Below are 20,157 nucleotides of genomic sequence, written 5' to 3' on the forward strand. Positions count from 1 at the left end.
CTTAGAGCGTTTAGGCTGCATCTGGCTGACACGTGGGAGGCGATCGTGGGCACCACCGGGGGCGATGCCGCACCGTGCGATTAGCTCATCAATGGAGAGCGGCCGGAGATAGATTTCGCAACCTCCGCGCTTCATTCCGATTGCGGGTGCCAAGGCTCACGAAGACCTTATCGCTGCCGTAGGCTGCAACGATGTCCGTTGTAATCCGGATGTTGAGATAGTAGTTGCCGCCCTTTCCCCGCCGGCAAAGGTCTGCGTCTTTTGGCATGAGGACCCCGCTCAGGTCTGACACCGTTGTGTGACAAGTTGAGCCGAGAATGCCTGATAGCTGAGGATATTAAGGCAATCTGCCTATCGAACCTTTGGCGCTCCCTAGGGGACTCGAACCCCTGTTTTCGCCGTGAGAGGGCGACGTCCTAGACCGCTAGACGAAGGGAGCTAGCAAGGTGGAGGCCGCTCGTATAACCACCCTTCCGAATCCCTTCAAGTCCTTTTGCTGAAAAAAGCGAACGGCTCAGGTAAAATGAGGATGCGGTGAACGACGCGACACGCCAGGAATGGCTCTTGGAAGACGATGTGCCGGCCGAACGGCTGGACCGGGTATTGGCACGATTGCAGGCCGACCTGTCGCGAAGCCGCCTGCAGGCGCTCATTCGCGACGGGCAGGCCACCGTCGACGGCGTCCCGGTCCTTGATCCGAACCGGAAGGTCGGCGGCGGCGCCCGGATCGCCCTGACCGTGCCTGCCCCCGTCCCGGCCGAGCCGGCCGGCGAGGCGATGGCGCTCGCCATCGTCTACGAGGACGACGATGTGATCGTCATCGACAAACCGGCAGGCCTCGTGGTGCACCCGGCGGCGGGTCACGATTCCGGCACGCTGGTGAATGCCCTCATCGCCCATTGCGGGGAGAGCCTGTCGGGGATCGGCGGCGTGAAGCGGCCCGGCATCGTCCATCGCCTCGACAAGGACACGTCGGGGCTTCTGGTGGTTGCCAAGAACGATCTCGCCCACCAGGGGCTCGCCGCGCAATTCGCCGACCATGGCCGGACCGGCCCCCTGGAACGTGCCTATCTGGCGATCCTCTGGGGCGTGCCCGAGCGGCGTCGGGGGACCGTGGAGGCGGCGCTCGCCCGAAGCACGCACAACCGGGAAAAGATCGTCGTGGTGGGCGAGGATCGCGGCCGCTATGCCATCACCCATTACGAGGTTCTGGAGGGCCTGCCCCCGGCCCAGCCGATCGCCAGTCTCGTCCAATGCGAGCTGGAGACCGGACGCACCCATCAGATCCGGGTTCACATGGCCCATCTCGGTCATCCCCTCTTGGGAGATGCGACCTACGGGTCCGGCTTCAAGACCAAGGCGAACCGCCTTTCGGAGCCGCAGAAAGAGGCGCTGACCGCCCTCGGCCGGCAGGCCCTGCACGCCGCGATCCTCGGGTTCGAGCATCCGCGCAGCGGGGAATTCCTGCGCTTCGAGAGCCCCCTGCCCCCGGATCTGGACAGGCTTCTCGCAGCCTTGCGGGTAGAGACTTAGCGTCAATCGGTCGCAAAATCAGCTCACGCGGGCACCCTTGCGAGTCTGGAGCGTTCACCACGTCTTGAAGCCTGACGCCTCTATTCGGACACGGTTGAACCGCTTATATAGGGGGCAGGGCGGCCGGCCATGGAGGGGGCCGCCCCAGGCTTGCCTCGTGGTGAGGGAGCCAAAGGAGGAGAAAAGATGGCTACAGCGCTTCCGGTGCTTGCCAATGAAGGGGGCCTTTCGCGCTATCTCGACGAGATCCGTCGCTTCCCCATGCTTGAGCCGCATGAGGAGTACATGCTCGCCAAACGCTGGCGCGAGCACGGAGATCGCGAAGCGGCCCATAAGCTCGTGACGTCACATCTGCGCCTCGTCGCCAAGATCGCCATGGGCTATCGCGGCTACGGTCTGCCGATCGGCGAGGTCGTGTCGGAAGGCAATGTCGGCCTCATGCAGGCCGTCAAGCGTTTCGAGCCCGACAAGGGCTTCCGCCTCGCCACTTATGCCATGTGGTGGATCAAAGCGGCCATTCAAGAGTACATTCTGCGGTCCTGGTCCCTCGTGAAGATGGGCACCACGGCTAACCAGAAGAAACTGTTCTTCAACCTGCGCAAGGCGAAGGGCCGGATCTCCGCGTTCGAGGAAGGCGATCTGCGCCCCGAGCACGTGAAGCAGATCGCCACGCAGCTCGGCGTCACCGAGCAGGACGTGGTGGACATGAACCGCCGTCTCGGTGGCGACTCGTCCCTCAACGCGCCTTTGCGCGATGAGGGCGAAGGTGGCGGCGAATGGCAGGATTGGCTGGTCGACAACAGCCAGAGCCAGGAGCAGGTGCTCGTCGAGGAAGAGGAAGGCCAGAACCGCCTGAGCGCTCTCCGCTCCGCGCTCTCCGTGCTCAATCCGCGTGAGCGCCGCATCTTCGAGGCGCGCCGCCTGTCGGACGATCCGATCACTCTCGAGGAGCTCTCCACCGAGTTCGGCGTGTCCCGTGAACGGGTCCGTCAGATCGAGGTTCGGGCGTTCGAGAAGGTGCAGGAAGCGGTCAAGAAGAACCTGACCCAGATCGAGACCTCGTCGGCCGAGGCTTAAGCCTCGGGCCTCGGACCCAAAAGTGGACACCACTTTTGGGATTCATCCGATGCTTTAGCCGAGCCTTCGAGCCATTAAAAAAGCCGCGCAGGATGCGCGGCTTTTTTGTTGTCGAAGATGAGCTGGACTATTGCCATTGATTGAAGGCGTCGTTGAGGATTTGGGTGCCGGACCCGCCCTTTTCGAAGCTCAGGATGGCGCGTTGGCCGGAGGCCATGCGAACCGGCAGGTCGATCCAGTTGCGGCGCACGAACAGCTGGGTGTTGCGGGCGATATCGACCTGCAAGTTCGAAAGGCCGATCAGGAAGAGGTTCTCGCGCACCGGCACCGGCAGCCCGGCCACGGGCGTCCCACGAGCCGCTTCCTCATCCTTGAACTGCAGCAATCCCACGTCCCGGATGACGCGGTTCGCATCGCCCTGGCGGGTGGTGAAGGTGAGTTCGACCGTGTGCGAGGCGGGCAGCGTGGTGTCGAGGTTGCGCCTCAGCACCATGCGCATGGTCAACCCGGCGTCGGGCACCTCGATCAGCGCGCTGACCGCCTTCTCGAGAGGCTGGCCCTGGCCGGGATTCACATCCTCCAGACGCCACGTGACGCGTCCCACCTGCGCCTTCGGAGTCTGCGGATTGGTCGGGTCCTCTTCATAGAACACCGCGCGCTGCACCGCGCCCGCCTCCTGACGGGGTGCCGTGGCGGGAGCGGTCGCGGGAGGAGCCTGGCCGCCGACACGCTCGTTGATCTTGGCATCGGCCGGAGGGGCCGGCTGCTGCGGCGCCTCGGCGACGGGGGCTTCGGGAGCGAGATTTTCCGGTCTGTCGCGCCACAGGAACGCGAAGGCCGCGATGGCCGCGATCACAAGCGCCAGCACCGACCCGAAGATGATGGTCCGCGTCCGGCCCTTGTTCTGCATGGCCGGATGGGGACGGCTGTCGATTTTGGGACGCGCCACCGCAGGCTCGGCATAGGCCTCTTCGGCTTCTTCCTGTCCGGCAGCGTGGGGAGCGGGCGCACGCAGGCCGTGGACCGCGCCTGGCCCCCGGGCCCCCGCGGGGGCCGGCTGATCCTCCGCCAGCATGTCCGAGAAGGCGTCGGCGTCGAAACCGGCCGGCGGTGCATTGTAATCCGCCTCGACGCGGGTGATCGCCTCGTCCAGGGAACGGCTCTCCCGCTGGATCTCCGCCTCGCTCAGAGGCGGATTGAGGGAACGCAGCTGCGCGATCAGAGCCGTGCGGGCGCGCTCGTAGACGGCGCGCCGCTTATCGGGATTCTGCTCGGGCAAGCCTTCGACGGCTCTTGCGATGAGAGGGTAATAATCTGCCATTTCTCTCTGGGAATGACCCGCCGTGGCTCCGCCGTCAACCCTCAAAGGGGTTCTTCATGAGGATTGTGTCGTCACGCTCCGGCGAGGTCGAGAGCACGGCGACGGGCGCCCCGATCAGTTCCTCGATACGGCGGACATATTTGATGGCCTGCGCGGGCAGGTCGGCCCAGGAACGGGCCCCGGCGGTCGAGCCGCTCCAGCCCTCGATCTCCTCGTAGATCGGCTCGACGCGCGCCTGGGCGCCCTGGCTGGCCGGGAAGTAATCGATGGTCTCGCCATCGAGCTTGTAGCCGACGCCGATCTTGATCGTCTCGAAGCCGTCGAGGATGTCGAGCTTGGTGAGCGCGATGCCGTCGATGCCGGAGGTGCTGACGGTCTGGCGCACGAGCGTGGCGTCGAACCAGCCGCAGCGGCGCTTGCGGCCCGTGACCACGCCGAATTCCTTGCCCTTCTGGCCGATCAGTTCGCCGACCTCGTCGAACAGCTCGGTCGGGAACGGCCCCTCGCCCACGCGGGTCGTATAGGCCTTGGCGATGCCGAGCACGTAGCCGACGCCGCCCGGGCCCAGGCCCGAACCGGTCGCCGCCTGTCCGGCCACCGTGTTGGAGGAGGTGACGAAGGGATAGGTCCCGTGATCCACATCGAGCAGCGCTCCCTGCGCGCCCTCGAACAGGATGCGCTTGCCGGCGCGGCGCTGGTCGTCGAGCAGGCGCCACACGGCATCCATGTAGGGCAGCACCTTCGGAGCCACGGAGGCGAGTTCCTCGTAAATCGCGTCGGCGCTGAACTCGTCGAGGCCGAAGCCGCGGCGAAGCGCATTGTGATGGGTGAGCATGCGCTCGATCTTCTCCGGCAAGGACGAGAGATCGGCGAGGTCCATGAGGCGGATGGCACGGCGGCCGACCTTGTCCTCGTAGGCCGGGCCGATGCCGCGCTTGGTGGTGCCGATCTTCGTGCCGGCGCTGCCGCTTTCCCGCAGCGCGTCGAGCTCGCGGTGAACGGAGAGAATCAGCGTGGCGTTCTCGGCCACGCGCAGGTTCTCGCGGGTGATCGAGACGCCCTGCCCGGTGAGGCGCTCCACTTCGCCCGCCAGGGCATGCGGATCGAGCACGACGCCGTTGCCGATGACGGAGAGCTTGCCCGGACGCACGACGCCGGAGGGCAGGAGCGAGAGCTTGTAGACCGTGCCGCCGATCACGAGAGTATGGCCGGCATTGTGCCCGCCCTGGAACCGCACGACCACGTCCGCCTGTTCGGACAACCAGTCGACGATCTTGCCCTTGCCCTCGTCGCCCCATTGGGCGCCCACGACAACCACGTTCGCCATCGTTCAAGCCTCACATAAAAAAACCCCGGCGCAAGGCCAGGGTTGGGTCAAAAACCTTGCAAACCCTCATGGTGGATCGCGCGCCTCAGGTCAAGGCGGAATAAGCCTCGATCCCAACATGATAGGCCGCACGCGCGGCGGGAATGTGTTTTCCGTTCTAAACCATGAAGCCAGCACCATCGGGCCCGCAGCTTGCGCTGCGAGCCGTCTGGTTCGAGGGAGGGTGCGTGGTGTCGCCCGGCTCGCTGTGAGTGTGAGAGTGGAAGAGCCGGACGGCGCCTCGCACGCGGTTCTTTTAGGCGTTGAGACTTGGACCAGCACAGGGCTGCCAAGGGCCTCCGGCCGCAGGGGTGCGAAGCCCACGACCGGACCGCTTCCCGCCCCACACTGGCTGACGCCTCGCGAGCGCGCCCCTCGGCGGGCGGGAATGCACAACGATATAGCCAAGCCTATCCGCCCCGTCAAGAACAAAGTGAGAACATAACGTTCGCCCAGTCATGCTCTTCATGTCATCACCTCCCCGGACTCGATCCGGGGATCAGCGCCGGCGATCCCGATTGGACAAGCGCGGCGCTTCACAGCATCGGGATGGACGGGACAAGCCGGACCATGACGTGGCGGGTGTCATCTCCAGGGCAACCAAATCACCTGTCCAATCGCCCCCACGAGGCTCCCCTGCGTCCTGCGCCTGGCGCCACAGAAATCGGGTGTCGCCCGCCTCACCGGCTCGCTAGGATGAGCGTCAATCAGGATGAGAGCCATGCTGGATACGCTACGCGACATCACCATCGAACCCGGCGCGATCACCGTGCCGGACGAGCCGCATTCGGATTACGAGCGGGTGCGCCGGATCATCGCCTATATCTCCGAGCGCTGGCGCGATCAGCCCTCCCTGGAGGCGATCGCCGACCATGTGGGCCTCTCCACCACCCATGTGCACCACCTCTTCCGCCGCTGGGCGGGACTGAGCCCGAAGGCTTTCCTGCAGGCTCTGACCCTCGACAACGCCAAGGCGCTGCTGGCCGATTCCGCCAGCGTGCTCGACGCCACCTACGAGGTCGGCCTTTCGGGACCGGCCCGGCTGCACGATCTCTTCGTGACTCACGAGGCCATGACCCCGGGGGATTACCGGACGGGCGGCGCGGGCCTGACCATGCGCTACGGCTTCCACCCCTCCCCGTTCGGCGAGGCGGTTCTGATCGCCACCGAAAGGGGCCTTGCGGGACTCGGCTTCGTGGATGACGGCGACCGCCAGGCGGCGCTATCGGACCTGACCCGGCGCTGGCCCAAGGCTACCTATGTGGAGGACGAGGCCGCCACCGCCCCGCTGGCGCGGCGCATCTTCAACCCGACGCAATGGCAGGCGGAGCAGCCTCTGCGGGTGGTCCTCATCGGGACGGATTTCGAGGTCCGGGTCTGGCAGACCCTGCTGCGCATCCCCCGCGACAAGGCCACCACCTATTCCGACATCGCCCGCCATATCGGAAAACCGTCGGCCTGCCGGGCGGTCGGCGCGGCCGTGGGCAAGAACCCGGTCTCCTTCGTGGTCCCCTGCCACCGGGTCCTCGGCCGTTCCGGGGCGCTCACGGGCTATCATTGGGGGCTCACCCGCAAGCAGGCGATCCTGGGGTGGGAAGCGGGGCAGACCCTGGGCGGGAAAGCGGCTTAAGGTTCGGCGGAACGGCCTTCTCCGCCCATGGCCTTCGGGTCGCTCCAAGCAGGGGAGCTGGACAGCCCCGCCGTGCTCGGCGGCAGCACCGCGCATTGCGTCACATGGAACACGCTGTTGTCGACCCTCTGGTAGGCACGGCCACACCAATGCCCGCCGCCCGTCTGTCCGGCATCTCCGAGCAGGCTCCGGTACTGGATCGTGTAACCCGGGACCTCGACCCATTCCCCGTCGACGAGCATCTGCACGCCGGTCGGGGTCACCCGGTAGGGCGCCGGGCGGCAATCCTGTTCGCTGCAGCAGCTGTTGCCCCAGGAATCCAGCAGGTGGGAATAGATATCGTGGGCCTGGGCTGGGGAAGCCAATCCCATTGCGATCAGAGCAAGGACGATCTGGACCATCGGCCGCTTCCACAAGGAGCAGGTACGCGGCGCTCGCGAGAAGGTCGGGGAACGCCACGAACCTCGATTCTACCGCAGGACCGGAGACGAGGATACCCGGCAAGTTCCGCCAGGAATTTGAGGAACTGCCGAGCTGCAAACCCTGGCCGCTCCTCCATTGCAGCCATGCAACAGACGCAGGATCCGACGAATTGAGGCATTCTAGCCTTCAGGATTGTCTTGCAGGCCCGAATGCCCCTTCTTATATCAGCGCCAGCATGGGGCACGGCTCGGGTTGAGCCGGTCCCGGCGTTCAGTCATCAACATGTAAGCCATGGGCCGGGCTGCTTTTAGGGCTCGGCGGTCTGCTTGAAAGTGAGGGATCCCGCCATGGGTAAGGTCATCGGTATCGACCTCGGCACCACCAATTCCTGCGTCGCTGTCATGGAAGGCACGACGCCCAAAGTCATCGAAAACGCAGAAGGCGCCCGGACGACCCCGTCCATCGTGGCCTTCACGGACGAAGGCGAGCGCCTCGTCGGCCAGCCGGCCAAGCGCCAGGCGGTCACGAACCCGTCGCGCACCTTCTTCGCCATCAAGCGCCTGATCGGCCGCACCTTCGACGACCCCATGACCAAGAAGGACATGGGCCTCGTTCCGTACCACATCATCCGCGGCCCGAACGGCGACGCCTGGGTCGAGGCCGACGGCAAGCAGTATTCGCCCTCGCAGATCTCCGCCTTCACCCTTCAGAAGATGAAGGAGACGGCCGAGTCCTATCTCGGGCAGCCTGTCACCCAGGCGGTCATCACGGTTCCGGCCTATTTCAACGACGCCCAGCGTCAGGCCACCAAGGACGCCGGCAAGATCGCCGGCCTCGAGGTCCTGCGCATCATCAACGAGCCGACCGCTGCGGCCCTGGCCTACGGCCTGGACAAGAAGCAGACCGGCATGATCGCGGTCTACGACCTCGGCGGCGGCACCTTCGACGTGTCGGTCCTCGAGATCGGCGACGGCGTGTTCGAGGTGAAGTCCACCAACGGCGACACCTTCCTCGGCGGTGAAGATTTCGACATGCGCCTGGTCGAGTACCTGGCGGCCGAGTTCAAGAAGGAGCAGGGCATCGACCTGACCAAGGACAAGCTCGCCCTGCAGCGCCTGAAGGAAGCCGCCGAGAAGGCCAAGATCGAGCTCTCCTCGGCCCAGCAGACCGAGATCAACCTGCCCTACATCACGGCGGACGCCTCCGGGCCGAAGCACCTCGCCCTCAAGCTCTCGCGCGCCAAGTTCGAGCAGCTCGTCGACGATCTCGTGCAGAAGACCATCGAGCCCTGCCGCAAGGCCCTCAAGGACGCCGGCATCTCGGCGGGCGACATCGACGAGGTGGTCCTGGTCGGCGGCATGACCCGCATGCCGAAGATCCAGGAAGTCGTGAAGCAGTTCTTCGGCAAGGAGCCCCATAAGGGCGTGAACCCGGACGAGGTCGTGGCCATCGGCGCGGCAATCCAGGCGGGCGTGCTCCAGGGCGACGTGAAGGACGTTCTGCTCCTCGACGTGACCCCGCTGTCGCTCGGCATCGAGACGCTCGGCGGCGTGTTCACCCGTCTGATCGACCGCAACACGACGATCCCGACGAAGAAGAGCCAGGTGTTCTCGACCGCCGAGGACAACCAGAACGCGGTCACCATCCGGGTCTTCCAGGGCGAGCGTGAGATGGCGGCGGACAACAAGCTGCTCGGCCAGTTCGACCTTGTGGGCATTCCGCCCGCGCCCCGCGGCGTGCCGCAGATCGAGGTGACCTTCGACATCGACGCGAACGGCATCGTGAACGTCACGGCGAAGGACAAGGCTACGGCTAAGGAGCACCAGATCCGCATCCAGGCCTCGGGCGGCCTGTCCGACGCCGACATCGAGAAGATGGTGAAGGACGCCGAGGCTCACGCCGAGGAAGACAAGAAGCGCCGCGAGGTCGTCGAGGCGAAGAACCAGGGCGAGAGCCTGATCCACGCCACCGAGAAGTCCATGACGGAATACGGCGACAAGGTCTCCGAATCCGACAAGCAGGGCATCACGACCGCCATCGACGCGCTGCGCCAGGCCCTGGCCGGCGAGGACGCCGAGGTGATCAAGGCCCGCACCACGGACCTGATGCAGGCTTCGATGAAGCTCGGCGAAGCCATGTATGCCGCTCAGGCGAATCCCGGCGAAGGCGGCGAGCAGGCCTCGGCCGAAGAGCCGAAGAAGGACGATGTCATCGACGCCGACTTCCAGGAAGTCGACGAAGGCGACAAGAAGAAGCGCGCCTAAAGCGATGCGCCTCTTCTGAAGAATTCGGCACCCGGTTTCGTGACCGGGTGCCGTTTTCATGAAACGAGCTTCAAACACCCATGACCAATCCACCGACCGCTTCCCGCGATGTTCTGGAAAAGGCTTCCAGAGCCTTTTCCAGTGCAGCGCATGCAAAGAGGTCCGGCACAATGATGGAGCCCATAGACGCTCCGAGGGGCGCCTGACATGTCCAAGCGCGATTACTACGAGGTTCTCGGCGTCGCGAAGACCGCGACCGAGGCGGAAATGAAATCCGCCTTCCGCAAGCTCGCGATGCAGTACCACCCGGACCGCAACCCGGGGGACCACGAGGCCGAGATCAAGTTCAAGGAAATCAACGAGGCCTACCAGACCCTCTCCGACGGCCAGAAGCGCGCGGCCTACGACCGCTACGGCCATGCGGCCTTCGCCAACGGCGGCGCCGGGGCCGGCGGCCCGGGCTTCGGCGGCGACTTCTCCGACTTCATGTCGGACATCTTCGAGAACTTCTTCGGCGATGCCACCGGACGCGGCGGCGGACGGGGCCGGGGCACGGGCGGGCGCGAACGCGGCGCCGACATGCGCTACAACCTGGAAATCTCCCTCGACGAGGCCTTCAACGGCAAGACCGCCGAGCTGAAGATCCCGACCTCCATCACCTGCGAGGCCTGTTCGGGGAGCGGCGCGAAGCCGGGCTCCAAGCCCAAGACCTGCCCCACCTGCGGCGGTGCGGGCCGGGTGCGGGCGACCCAGGGCTTCTTCTCCATCGAGCGCACCTGCCCCAACTGCCACGGGCGCGGCGAGGTCATCGACGACCCCTGCGGCCAGTGCGGCGGCGCGGGCCGCGTCACCCGGGAGCGCACGCTCTCGGTCAACATCCCGGCGGGCGTCGAGGACGGCACGCGCATCCGCCTCGCGGGCGAGGGCGAGGCCGGCCTGCGCGGCGGGCCCGCGGGCGACCTCTACATCTTCCTGTCCCTGAAGCCTCATCCGTTCTACCAGCGCGACGGGGCCGACCTGTTCTGCCGGGTGCCGATTTCCATGGTGACGGCGGCACTGGGCGGCGAGTTCAGCGTTCCGACCCTGGGCGGCACCGATGCGCTCGTGAAGGTTCCCGAGGGCACCCAGACCGGCAAGCAGTTCCGCCTGAGGGGCAAGGGCATGCCGGTGCTGCGCTCGCGGGACGTGGGCGACCTCTACATCCAGGTTGTTGTGGAAACTCCGCAGAAGCTCACCAAGCGGCAGCGCGAGCTGCTGACGGAGTTCGACCAGGAATGCTCCAAGGAAAACCATCCGGAGAGTTCGGGCTTTTTCTCCCGTTTCCGGGAGTTTATCGACGGGCTCGGTGGATCAACCTAACTTGACGGTCGTTTTCTTTGGATTCTAAACAGCCCGTGTGATCGGCATGATCGAGGGGACAGCTTAGTGCTTCAGTCGTTTCAACGGCCAACGGCCCGGAAAAGTCCCCTCAAGAAGGATCGCTTCCAGGACGAAGCGCGATTCCTGCGCTCCTGGCTCGAACGCCCCCTCGTCATCGGGGCCGTGACCCCTTCGGGCAAGATCCTGGCCCGGACCATGGCGTCCTATGTGGACCCGCGCATTCCCGGCCCCGTCATCGAGCTCGGCCCCGGCACGGGGCCGGTCACCGATGCCCTGATCCGGCGCGGCGTGGCGCAGGAGCGGCTGGTCCTGATCGAGTTCAACCCCGAATTCTGCCAGCTCCTGAAGCGCCGCTTCCCGAAGGCTACGATCATCCAGGGCGATGCCTACGATCTCAAGGAAACGCTCTCCGGCATCCTGAAGGAGCCCGCGGCCGCGACCGTGTCGAGCCTGCCGCTCTTCACCAAGCCCATGGATCAGCGCCTGGAGCTCTTGGAAACCGCCCAGGAACTGATGAACCCCAACGCTCCGTTCATCCAGTTCACCTACGCGGTGGTGCCGCCGATCCCGGCGCGCTCGCAAAGCTACAAGGCCAGGGCCTCCAACCGGATCTGGCGCAACCTGCCCCCGGCCCGCGTCTGGGTCTACAACAAGGTCAACCATCCATGAGCGCCGCGATGTCTCTTCCGCCGAATCCCGTTCCCGCAGGAGACAGTCGCGACAAGCTCATCATCGGCCTCGATGTCCCCTCCGTCGCGGAGGCACGCGCCGTCATCGCGCGCATCGGGGATGCGGGCACCTTCTACAAGATCGGTTACCAGCTCGCCTATGCGGGCGGCTTCGAGTTCGCCCGCGAGCTGATCGGCCAGGGCAAGAAGGTCTTTCTCGACCTCAAGCTCCACGACATCGGCAACACCGTTGAGGAAGGCGTGCGCTCGGTCGCCCGCCTCGGCGCCACGTTCCTGACGGTCCACGCCTATCCGCAGACCATGCGCGCGGCCGTGGCGGGGAAAGCGGGATCGTCCTTGAAGATCCTCGCGGTCACCGTGCTCACCTCCTACGACGACAATGATCTCGTCGAGGCGGGCTATGCCCCCGTGACGGCCGCGGAGCTCGTCGCCCGCCGCGCCGGGCAGGCCCGCGACCTCGGCATCGACGGCATCGTCTGCGCGGCCACGGAAGCCGAGCGCGTGCGCACCGTCGTCGGCCCCGACCGGCTCATCGTCACGCCGGGCATCCGGCCCGCCGGATCCGACGCGGGCGACCAGAAGCGCGTCGTGACGCCGGCGCAAGGCATCCGGCTCGGCGCCGACCATCTCGTGGTGGCCCGGCCCATCGTGAAGGCGTCCGACCCGCGCGCCGTCGCCGAGGCGATTGTGCGGGAAATCGCCGACGTGAAGGCTTGACGATAGGACGTCTCTGGCGTTCGCTGCGCCTCCCTGAAATCGAGAGGAGCGCCCCATGCCCAAAGGCTATGTCATTGCCCGCGTGACCGTCACGAACCCCGAAGCCTACGCGGAATACGCCAAGGGCGCCACGGAGGCGATTCGCCAGTATGGCGGCCGGCCGCTCGTGCGCGGCGGCGCCTACGAGGCGCTGGAGGGCGATGCCCGGCCCCGCAACGTTGTGATCGAGTTCGACTCGGTCGAGCAGGCCCGGACCTATTATCATTCGCCGGAATATCAGGCGGCCAAGGCCAAGCGCGAAGGCGCCTGCGTGGCGGAATTCGTTCTGGTGGAAGGAGCCTGAAGCCATGAAAGGCTATTGGATCGGCCGCGTCGACGTCTCGAACCCCGACGCCTACCAGAACTACGTGAAGGCCAATGCGGTCCCGTTCGCCAAGTACGGCGCGCGCTTCCTGGTGCGCGGCGGCGCGTACCGGGTGGCCGAGGGAGAGGCACGCGCCCGGAACGTGGTGATCGAGTTTCCGAGCTATCAGGCGGCCCTGGAGTGCTGGGACTCGCCCGAGTACCAGGCGGCCAAGGCGCATCGCGACGGCCACGCGGTTGCCGACATCATCATCATCGAGGGATACGAAGGCGCGCAGCCGGGTTGAGATGCGCAACCTCCCCTCTCCCCTCTGCGGGAGAGGGAAAGAATGCACGCCGCTTCTCAGCCCCATCCGAAGCGGCTATACCCTGAGCCCGGAAAACAGGAGAGCGGCATGAGCGAGATGCGACTGGTCGTGGTGGGTGCCAGCGGACGCATGGGGCGCATGCTCATCAAGGCCGTGGCCGAGACGGAGGGCTGCACCCTCGTCGGCGCCATCGAGCGGGAAGGCTCCCCCGCGCTCGGGCAGGATGCCGGATTGCTCGCCGGGACCGGGCTTCTCGACGTGGACGTGACCGACGATCCACTCGCCGTCTTCGCTCAGGCCGACGGCGTGCTCGATTTCACCGCGCCCGCCGCCACCACGGCTTTCGCCGCGCTGGCCGCCCAGGCGCGCATCGTCCACGTGATCGGAACCACCGGCCTGCAGGAGGCCGATTTCACCAAGCTCGAGGCGGCCGCCCGCCATGCGCGCATCATCCAGTCCGGCAACATGTCGCTCGGGGTCAACCTGCTCGCGGGCCTCGTGCGCAAGGTCGCGGCGACGCTGGGCGAGGACTTCGACATCGAAATCCTCGAAATGCACCACCGCATGAAGGTGGATGCGCCGTCGGGCACCGCCCTCCTCCTCGGAGAGGCGGCGGCGGAGGGACGCAAGATCTCGCTGAAGGAACGCTCCGTGCGCAGCCGCGACGGCCACACGGGAGCCCGCAATCCGGGCGATATCGGCTTTGCCACCCTGCGCGGCGGAACGGTGGTCGGCGAGCATTCGGTGATCTTCGCGGGCGCCGGCGAGCGCCTGGAACTGTCGCACCGGGCCGAGGACCGCAGCATCTTCGCCCGCGGCGCCGTGAGGGCCGCGCTCTGGGGCTTCGACAAGAAGCCCGGCTATTACACCATGGCCAATGTCCTTGGCCTCGATCAGCTCTAAAACACGCCAACACCCCGTTATTACCGGAGACGCCAAGACATGAACCGCCTTCTCGTCCTTGCACGCCACGGCCAGAGCGAATGGAACCTCAAGAACCTGTTCACCGGCTGGAAGGATCCGGGGCTGACCGAACTCGGCATCGAGGAGGCGCGGAATGCCGGCCGTCGCCTGAAGGAGATGGGTGTCCAGTTCGACATCGCCTTCACGTCGGACCTGTCTCGGGCTCAAGCCACCTGCAAGCTGATCCTGGAAGAGATCGGCCAGCCCAACCTGAAAACCATTGCGAGCCAGGCCCTGAACGAGCGCGACTACGGCGATCTCTCCGGCCTCAACAAGGACGACGCCCGCGCCCGCTGGGGCGAGGAGCAGGTCCATATCTGGCGCCGCTCCTATGACGTTCCCCCTCCCGGCGGCGAGAGCCTGAAGGACACGGTCGCCCGCGTCCTGCCCTACTACATCCGCGAGATCCTGCCCCGCGTCATGCGCGGCGAGCGCGTGCTGGTTGCCGCCCATGGCAATTCGCTCCGCGCCCTCGTGATGGTGCTCGACGGCCTGACCTCCGAGACCATCCCGAGCCTCGAACTCGCGACGGGCATTCCGCTGGTCTATGACCTCAACGACGACACGACCGTGGCCAGCAAGAAAGTGCTGGAGGGGTAGAGACACGCTCCGCTAGGGATCACACCCTCTACGTCATGGCCGTCCCCGGACTTGATCCGGGGATCAGTCCCGGCCATCCCGCGTCGGTGAGGCTCGGCGCTCTTCCAATCGAGATCATCGGCACCGATCCCCGGATCAAGTCCGGGGCGGTGATGACGACGGTGGCATGTGTCAGGATAGAAGATGACCTCCATCACCCTCGCCCCCGGCCTCACCTACTACCCCGACTATCTCGACCGCCCGGCCCAGGAGCGGCTGCTCCAATCCCTGCGGGAGATCACACGTGAGGCCCCTCTGTTCACCCCACGCATGCCGCGCACGGGAAAGCCTTTCTCCGTTCGCATGACCAATTGCGGGCCGCTCGGCTGGGTGTCGGACGTGGAGGGTTATCGCTATCAGCCGGTGCATCCTGAAACCCGCCGCCCGTGGCCCGCCATGCCGGACCAGGTGCTGCGGTCGTGGGAGGAGCTGAGCGCGTATCCGCACCCGCCCGATGCCTGCCTGATCAACTTCTACGAGCCCACGGCCCGGATGGGCCTGCACCAGGACAAGGACGAGGAGGAGTTCGCCGCGCCCGTCGTGTCGCTTTCCCTCGGAGACACGGCGCTGTTCCGCTACGGCGGCCTGGAGCGGAAGGATCCGACGAAGTCCATCAGGCTGCGTTCCGGTGACGCAATCGTGTTCGGCGGGCCCGCACGGCTGATCTATCATGGGATCGACCGGCTGATTGAGGGAAGCTCGGACCTGCTGCCGCAGGGCGGGCGGCTCAATCTCACCTTGCGCAAGGTGGGAAAGCCGCTTTAGCTTTCGACGATGTAATGACCTGCAATTTTCCTTTTGAAGAGGCATCCATGAAAGGTTTTGCAGCCGCCGCTCTGGCCCTCATCCTGACGGCTCCCGTCGCTCTCGCGGCCGAGCCGGTTTTCCCGCCCGCCTCGCGGATCGGCATCGTGCCCCCTGAGGACATGCTGGTCTCGAAGCGCTTCAGCGGCTTCGAGAGCGAGGAGAAGGCCGCCGCCATCAACTTCGTGGAGATGCCCGCGGCCGCCTACGGACAGCTGGTGAATGGGCTCACCAAGGAGGCCCTGAAGCGTCAGGGCATGAGTGAGACCTCCCGGGAGAGCCTGAAGCTCGGCACCCGGACGGGCGTGCTCATCGGCGGCACCATGGCAGGGCCCGTGCAGGGCCGCAAATGGGTGATGGCCGTCAAGGACGAGGATCTCACCGCCCTCGTGATCGCCCAGGTCCGCGGCGGCCAGGACGGCTACAGCGAGACGCAGATGCGGGACGCTCTGAAGAGCATCGCCCTGCGCGGCCCGGTTTCCGTCGACGAGCAGGTATCCGCCCTGCCCTTCCGCCTCGGCGACAAGGCCGGTTTCCGACCGGTGCGGGTGATCTCCGGCAATTCGGCCCTGTTCACGGACGGCCCACAGGACACGATCAAGGCGGTGGAGCAGCCGATGGTCATCGTGGCCGCCTCTCTGAACGTGCCCATTCCGCCGCAGGATCGGCGCAGCCAGTTTGCTCGCGCGGCCCTGAATTCCAACCAGATCCTCAAGGACATCAAGATCGAGCGGTCCGAGTCCTTCCGGTTCAAGGGTCAGGACTGGCACGAGATCGTCGCCACGGCCGTGGAAGCCGAATCCGGCCAGCCGATCGTGGTGATGCAGACGATCCGCTTCGAGTCCGACCGATACGTGCGCATGATCGGCCTCACCCGGGTTGAGCAGCGGGACCAGAACCTGCCCCGCTTCCGGACGATCATCGACGGGGTCGATATGAGTCTCTAACCCCGCTTCGGGAAGGTCGGCAGGGACCAGCCTCGCGGGAGGGCCATCACGGATGTCCGCTTACGGCATTTTCGGGCGAAACGGCTACCGCTCCGCCCGAAAACCGGGGCGTGGCTCCGTTTACTGAGCCGTCGAGGAATTGTCCGTCGTCTCGGCCCCGTTGGCGGATGCCTTCGGGCCGCCCTTGGAAACGCCGACCAGGGCCGGGCGCAGGACGCGCTCGCCGATGACGTAGCCGGACTGGACCACCTGCAGGACCGTGCCGTTCGGGACCTCCGCATTGGGGATCTCGAACATGGCCTGATGCACGTTGGGGTCGAACTTCTGGCCCTGCGGGTCGAGTTTCTTGACGCCGTGGCGCTCGAGGGTCTTCAGGAGGTCGCGCTCGGTGAGGTCGATCCCCTCGATGAGGCCCTTGAAGGCGCCCTCGGCGGTGCTGCGGGCCTCGTCCGGGACGCTTTCGATGGCCCGGTGGATGTTGTCGGCCACGTTGAGCATGTCGCGGGCGAAGTTCGCCACCGCGTAGGTGCGAGCGTCCGCCACCTCGCGTTCCGTGCGGCGGCGCAGGTTCTCCATGTCGGCCATCAGGCGCAGAAGCTTGTCCTTCAGGTCCGCCTTCTCGGCCTCGAGAACGGTAATCGGATCGGCCTCGGGCGCGGAAGCCGCTTCGGCAGCGGCGTCAGTGGCGGGCTCGGCCTGGGGGGCCGCATTGTGGTTTTCCGTGTCGTTCGGATTCATGGTCGATCAACTAAGGTGGGAGAAAGAAAGGTTCGGGCCACATATCAGGTCCCTGGCCCCACAAATCAAGCGCTTCGCCTGTGGAGAGGCTCCGATTCCTCGGCCTTGAACACCTCGAGCAGGGTGCGGGTGATGGTGGCCTGGCGCCCCGCATGGGTGATCTTCGTGCCCGTCAGGTCGGTGACGTAGAACACGTCCACGGCCTTCTCGCCAAAGGTGACGATGTGGGCCGAGGCGATGTTCAGGTTGAGCTTCCCCAGGGCCGTCGTGAGGTCGTAGAGCAGGCCCGGCCGGTCGAGGCCTGAAATCTCGATCACCGTCTGGCGGCTCGACAGGGAATTGTCGATATTGACCTCCGGCGGCACGTGGAACGCCTTGGAGCGTTCCTTGGCCGGGCGCTTGCCGTCCACGAGGTCGGCGATCTTCACCTCTCCCTTCAGGGCCCGTTCGATGGCCTTGGCGACCCGCTCGGCCCGGCGCAGCTCGTCCTCGTCCCGGTCGAAGGCGCGGGAGAGCACGATGGTGTCCAGCGCCATGCCGTCCGTGGTGGTGAAGATCTGCGCGTCCACGATGTTGCCGCCCGCCGCCGCACAGGCGCCTGTCACGATGGCGAGCAGGCGCGGATGGTCTGGCGACAGGATCGTCAGCTCCGTCACGCCCCGGAACTGGTCCGTCTCATAAGCCGTGGTCACCGTGCGCCCGCCCTTTTCGGCCTCGCGCAGGAGCCTTGCCTGCTTGGCCCGCCGGGTCTCGTCAGTCTTCAGCCAGTATCCAGGCGTATGCCGCGCGGCGAAGGCCTCGAACTCCGCATCGGTCCAGTCGGGCAGTTCGGAACGCAGCCGCTCCTGCGCCAGGCGGACGCGCTCCGACCGGGCGAGGTCCACCGCGCCGCCTCCGAGGATCACCTCCGTCTCCTGGTAGAGGTTGCGCAGGAGCTGCCCCTTCCAGCCGGTCCAGGTGCCCGGACCCACCGCCTTGATGTCCGCGATGGTGAGCACGAGGAGCAGCTTCAGGCGCTCCATGGTCTGCACCACCTCGGCGAAGCTCTTGATGGTGGCGGGATCCGACAGGTCGCGGCTCTGGGCCGTGTTCGACATGAGAAGATGGTGCTCGACCAGCCACGCCACCGTCTCGGTCTCCGCCTCGGTAAGCCCGAAGCGCGGCCCGAGCTTGCGGGCGATCACGGCTCCGGCCTCGGAATGATCCTCCGGCCGGCCCTTGGCGATGTCGTGCAGGAACACCGCCACGTAGAGGGCGCGGCGGTTGCGGATGGAGGGAAAGATCTGATTGGCGAGCGGATGCTCGCTGCCGAGCTGTCCCGCCTCGATCTCGGTGAGCACGCCCACTGAGCGGATCAGGTGCTCGTCCACCGTGTAATGGTGATACATGTTGAACTGCATCATCGCGACGATGCGGCCGAAATCGGGAACGAAGCGCCCCAGCACGCCCGCCTCGTTCATGCGCCGCAGCACCACCTCGGGGGCGTTCTTGGAGGTGATGATCTCCAGGAACAGCTTGTTGGCCTCGGGGTCGGTGCGCAGGTTGTGCCCGATGAGCCTGAGCGAGCGGGTCGCAAGGCGCGTCGCGTCGGGATGAATGGCGAGGTTGCGGCGGTCGGCCAGCCAGAAGAGGCGGATCAGGTTGACCGGATCGCGCTCGAAGGCCTCCTCGTTCTCCACGTTGAGGCGGTTGTTGTCGATGATGAAGCCTTCGCTCACCAGCGCGCCGCCGCTGCGGCGGCGGAAGCGGCCGAACATCCGGTCGAGCATGGGGCGGCGCTTGGTCTGGCGCGCCTCCAGCTCCGCGCAGACGATCGCCGTGAGATCGCCCACGTCCTTGGCGATGAGGAAATAGGCCTTCATGAAGCGTTCGACCGCCGACAGGCCGCCGCGCGGCGCGAAGCCGATCCGCTCCGCGATGGTGCGCTGCAGGTCGAAGGTCAGGCGCTCCTCGGCGCGGCCGGTGGCGAAGTGCATGTGGCAGCGCACGCGCCACAGGAATTCCTCGCAGCGCGAGAAGAGATTGAACTCAGCCTGCGTGAAGAGCCTGGCCTTCACCAGTTCCTTGGGCTCCTTCACCCGGTAGACGTATTTGGCGATCCAGAAGAGCGTGTTGAGATCGCGCAGGCCCCCCTTCCCGTCCTTGACGTTCGGCTCGACGAGGTAGCGCGACGCGCCGGCCTTGGTCACGCGGGCATCGCGTTCCTTGAGCTTGGCATCGACAAATTCCGCCGCCGATGTCGCGACGATCTCCTGATCGAAGCGCTTTTCCAGGTTGTCGAAGAGTTCCCGGTCGCCGAAGAGGAAACGGGCTTCGAGCAGGGATGTGCGGATCGTCATGTCCGCATGGGCCTCGCGCAGACATTCCTCGACCGAGCGGGTCGCGTGCCCGACCTTCAGCTTCAGGTCCCAGAACACGTACAGCATCGCCTCGACGACGCTCTCGCTCCAGGCGGTCTGCTTGTACGGCAGCAGGAACAGGAGATCGACGTCCGAGCCCGGCGCCAGGGTTCCCCGCCCGTATCCGCCGGTCGCCACCACGGCGAGGCGCTCCCCCGCTGAAGGATTGGCCGCTGGATAGAGATGCTGGACCACGGCATCGTGGACGATGCGCACCAGCTCATCCATCCGCTCGCAGAGATAACGGGCGCAGATGAACCCGTTCTGGCTCTCCTGGAGCTTGGCCTGAGCCTCCTCGTGACCTTCGTCGAGCAGCCTCCTCAACTCGGGCACGAGCCTGGCGCGCAGCTCCGCCGCATCGCGGATCGACTCGCCGCCGAGGGTTTTCAGGATGCTCTTGGGGGTGTGAAGGGTCATGGGGCAACCGCATACGGGGACGTGTCTGACTTAACACCTGAAAGGCCTCCGCCAAAGGGAGGGCTGGAACTATCCGACCGAACGGATAGTTTGTTCTTTATAAGAGATAACGTTTGACATAAAAAACGACGAGTTCTATAAACCGGACACGCGCCGATTTGAGCATGCAGATTGCGGGC

19 protein-coding genes and 1 tRNA gene are annotated in these 20,157 nt (G+C 65.8%); 13 read left to right on the forward strand and 7 right to left on the reverse strand.

The genetic code is table 11. The features are described from left to right. Positions 1–88 precede the first annotated feature (88 nt). Both U0023_RS35505 and U0023_RS03955 read right to left on the reverse strand, forming a co-directional pair. Positions 89–268, reverse strand: coding sequence for a DUF6538 domain-containing protein (locus U0023_RS35505; protein ID WP_009763636.1), 180 nt, complete (start codon positions 266–268; stop codon positions 89–91). 95 nt (positions 269–363) lie between these two features. Then, positions 364–439: transfer RNA gene (locus tag U0023_RS03955), tRNA-Glu, on the reverse strand. Between the two features lie 95 nt (positions 440–534). On the opposite strand from U0023_RS03955, the gene U0023_RS03960 reads away from it, so the two are divergent. Next, on the forward strand, positions 535–1,533 hold the full coding sequence (locus U0023_RS03960; RefSeq protein WP_009763635.1) for an RluA family pseudouridine synthase: 999 nt from the start codon (positions 535–537) through the stop codon (positions 1,531–1,533). A gap of 186 nt (positions 1,534–1,719) precedes the next feature. After that, positions 1,720–2,610 carry an RNA polymerase sigma factor RpoH gene (rpoH, locus tag U0023_RS03965; RefSeq protein WP_009763634.1) on the forward strand — a complete coding sequence of 297 codons (891 nt, stop codon included), beginning with the start codon at positions 1,720–1,722 and terminating at the stop codon, positions 2,608–2,610. 127 nt (positions 2,611–2,737) lie between these two features. Here rpoH and U0023_RS03970 read toward each other — a convergent pair whose 3' ends face one another. Together U0023_RS03970 and U0023_RS03975 are read right to left on the reverse strand one after the other, a co-directional pair. After that, a complete protein-coding gene (locus tag U0023_RS03970) occupies positions 2,738–3,931 on the reverse strand; it encodes a hypothetical protein (protein ID WP_009763633.1) in 1,194 nt (397 codons plus the stop codon). Positions 3,932–3,965: 34 nt separating this feature from the next. Further along, positions 3,966–5,258: an adenylosuccinate synthase gene (locus U0023_RS03975; RefSeq protein WP_009763632.1), complete on the reverse strand. Its 1,293-nt coding sequence runs from the start codon at positions 5,256–5,258 to the stop codon at positions 3,966–3,968. Between the two features lie 760 nt (positions 5,259–6,018). On the opposite strand from U0023_RS03975, the gene U0023_RS03980 reads away from it, so the two are divergent. Continuing rightward, positions 6,019–6,927: a bifunctional transcriptional activator/DNA repair enzyme AdaA gene (locus U0023_RS03980; RefSeq protein ID WP_009763631.1), complete on the forward strand. Its 909-nt coding sequence runs from the start codon at positions 6,019–6,021 to the stop codon at positions 6,925–6,927. Here U0023_RS03980 and U0023_RS03985 read toward each other — a convergent pair. After that, positions 6,924–7,328, reverse strand: coding sequence for a hypothetical protein (locus tag U0023_RS03985; protein WP_009763630.1), 405 nt, complete (start codon positions 7,326–7,328; stop codon positions 6,924–6,926). The genes U0023_RS03980 and U0023_RS03985 overlap by 4 nt on opposite strands. Before the next feature lie 369 nt (positions 7,329–7,697). Between U0023_RS03985 and dnaK the strand changes: the two genes are divergently transcribed. From dnaK to U0023_RS04035, 10 genes are all read left to right on the forward strand, one after another. Continuing rightward, complete coding sequence (dnaK, locus tag U0023_RS03990; RefSeq protein WP_009763629.1) at positions 7,698–9,614, forward strand: molecular chaperone DnaK; 1,917 nt, start codon at positions 7,698–7,700, stop codon at positions 9,612–9,614. 207 nt (positions 9,615–9,821) lie between these two features. Further along, positions 9,822–10,973 carry a molecular chaperone DnaJ gene (dnaJ, locus tag U0023_RS03995; protein WP_009763628.1) on the forward strand — a complete coding sequence of 384 codons (1,152 nt, stop codon included), beginning with the start codon at positions 9,822–9,824 and terminating at the stop codon, positions 10,971–10,973. Positions 10,974–11,039: 66 nt separating this feature from the next. Continuing rightward, complete coding sequence (locus U0023_RS04000; RefSeq protein WP_009763627.1) at positions 11,040–11,663, forward strand: class I SAM-dependent methyltransferase; 624 nt, start codon at positions 11,040–11,042, stop codon at positions 11,661–11,663. A gap of 8 nt (positions 11,664–11,671) precedes the next feature. Continuing rightward, the gene (pyrF, locus tag U0023_RS04005) at positions 11,672–12,400 is read left to right on the forward strand and encodes an orotidine-5'-phosphate decarboxylase (RefSeq protein WP_040638710.1); all 729 of its coding nucleotides are present in this window, start codon (positions 11,672–11,674) and stop codon (positions 12,398–12,400) included. 55 nt (positions 12,401–12,455) lie between these two features. Next, a complete protein-coding gene (locus tag U0023_RS04010; protein WP_009763625.1) occupies positions 12,456–12,743 on the forward strand; it encodes a DUF1330 domain-containing protein in 288 nt (95 codons plus the stop codon). Between the two features lie 4 nt (positions 12,744–12,747). Then, the gene (locus tag U0023_RS04015; protein WP_009763624.1) at positions 12,748–13,050 is read left to right on the forward strand and encodes a DUF1330 domain-containing protein; all 303 of its coding nucleotides are present in this window, start codon (positions 12,748–12,750) and stop codon (positions 13,048–13,050) included. A gap of 117 nt (positions 13,051–13,167) precedes the next feature. Further along, a complete protein-coding gene (gene dapB, locus U0023_RS04020; RefSeq protein WP_040639042.1) occupies positions 13,168–13,974 on the forward strand; it encodes a 4-hydroxy-tetrahydrodipicolinate reductase in 807 nt (268 codons plus the stop codon). A 39-nt stretch (positions 13,975–14,013) separates the two neighbouring features. Beyond that, positions 14,014–14,634, forward strand: coding sequence for a 2,3-bisphosphoglycerate-dependent phosphoglycerate mutase (locus U0023_RS04025; protein ID WP_009763622.1), 621 nt, complete (start codon positions 14,014–14,016; stop codon positions 14,632–14,634). Positions 14,635–14,817: 183 nt separating this feature from the next. Beyond that, on the forward strand, positions 14,818–15,438 hold the full coding sequence (locus U0023_RS04030) for an alpha-ketoglutarate-dependent dioxygenase AlkB family protein (protein WP_009763621.1): 621 nt from the start codon (positions 14,818–14,820) through the stop codon (positions 15,436–15,438). A 47-nt stretch (positions 15,439–15,485) separates the two neighbouring features. After that, positions 15,486–16,424 (forward strand): hypothetical protein, encoded by a 939-nt coding sequence (locus tag U0023_RS04035; protein WP_009763620.1) that lies wholly within the window; start codon positions 15,486–15,488, stop codon positions 16,422–16,424. Positions 16,425–16,544: 120 nt separating this feature from the next. Here the strand turns inward: U0023_RS04035 and grpE are convergent, their stop codons facing one another. Then, complete coding sequence (gene grpE / locus U0023_RS04040) at positions 16,545–17,162, reverse strand: nucleotide exchange factor GrpE (RefSeq protein ID WP_009763619.1); 618 nt, start codon at positions 17,160–17,162, stop codon at positions 16,545–16,547. A 65-nt stretch (positions 17,163–17,227) separates the two neighbouring features. Beyond that, complete coding sequence (locus U0023_RS04045; RefSeq protein ID WP_009763618.1) at positions 17,228–19,978, reverse strand: [protein-PII] uridylyltransferase; 2,751 nt, start codon at positions 19,976–19,978, stop codon at positions 17,228–17,230. Positions 19,979–20,157 lie beyond the last annotated feature (179 nt).

The organism is Microvirga lotononidis (assembly GCF_034627025.1).
In the GTDB taxonomy this organism is placed as follows: Bacteria; Pseudomonadota; Alphaproteobacteria; order Rhizobiales; family Beijerinckiaceae; genus Microvirga; species Microvirga lotononidis.

Coding starts and splice junctions, on each gene's coding strand:
- U0023_RS04035 (WP_009763620.1), top strand. CDS start 15,486: ATGAAAGGTTTTGCAGCCGCCGCTCTGGCCCTCATCCTGACGGCTCCC.
- U0023_RS04015 (WP_009763624.1), top strand. CDS start 12,748: ATGAAAGGCTATTGGATCGGCCGCGTCGACGTCTCGAACCCCGACGCC.
- dnaJ (WP_009763628.1), top strand. CDS start 9,822: ATGTCCAAGCGCGATTACTACGAGGTTCTCGGCGTCGCGAAGACCGCG.
- pyrF (WP_040638710.1), top strand. CDS start 11,672: ATGTCTCTTCCGCCGAATCCCGTTCCCGCAGGAGACAGTCGCGACAAG.
- U0023_RS03975 (WP_009763632.1), bottom strand. CDS start 5,258: ATGGCGAACGTGGTTGTCGTGGGCGCCCAATGGGGCGACGAGGGCAAG.
- U0023_RS35505 (WP_009763636.1), bottom strand. CDS start 268: ATGCCAAAAGACGCAGACCTTTGCCGGCGGGGAAAGGGCGGCAACTAC.
- U0023_RS03980 (WP_009763631.1), top strand. CDS start 6,019: ATGCTGGATACGCTACGCGACATCACCATCGAACCCGGCGCGATCACC.
- grpE (WP_009763619.1), bottom strand. CDS start 17,162: ATGAATCCGAACGACACGGAAAACCACAATGCGGCCCCCCAGGCCGAG.
- U0023_RS04025 (WP_009763622.1), top strand. CDS start 14,014: ATGAACCGCCTTCTCGTCCTTGCACGCCACGGCCAGAGCGAATGGAAC.
- rpoH (WP_009763634.1), top strand. CDS start 1,720: ATGGCTACAGCGCTTCCGGTGCTTGCCAATGAAGGGGGCCTTTCGCGC.
- U0023_RS03985 (WP_009763630.1), bottom strand. CDS start 7,328: ATGGTCCAGATCGTCCTTGCTCTGATCGCAATGGGATTGGCTTCCCCA.
- U0023_RS03970 (WP_009763633.1), bottom strand. CDS start 3,931: ATGGCAGATTATTACCCTCTCATCGCAAGAGCCGTCGAAGGCTTGCCC.
- dapB (WP_040639042.1), top strand. CDS start 13,168: ATGCGACTGGTCGTGGTGGGTGCCAGCGGACGCATGGGGCGCATGCTC.
- dnaK (WP_009763629.1), top strand. CDS start 7,698: ATGGGTAAGGTCATCGGTATCGACCTCGGCACCACCAATTCCTGCGTC.
- U0023_RS04030 (WP_009763621.1), top strand. CDS start 14,818: ATGACCTCCATCACCCTCGCCCCCGGCCTCACCTACTACCCCGACTAT.
- U0023_RS04010 (WP_009763625.1), top strand. CDS start 12,456: ATGCCCAAAGGCTATGTCATTGCCCGCGTGACCGTCACGAACCCCGAA.
- U0023_RS04045 (WP_009763618.1), bottom strand. CDS start 19,978: ATGACCCTTCACACCCCCAAGAGCATCCTGAAAACCCTCGGCGGCGAG.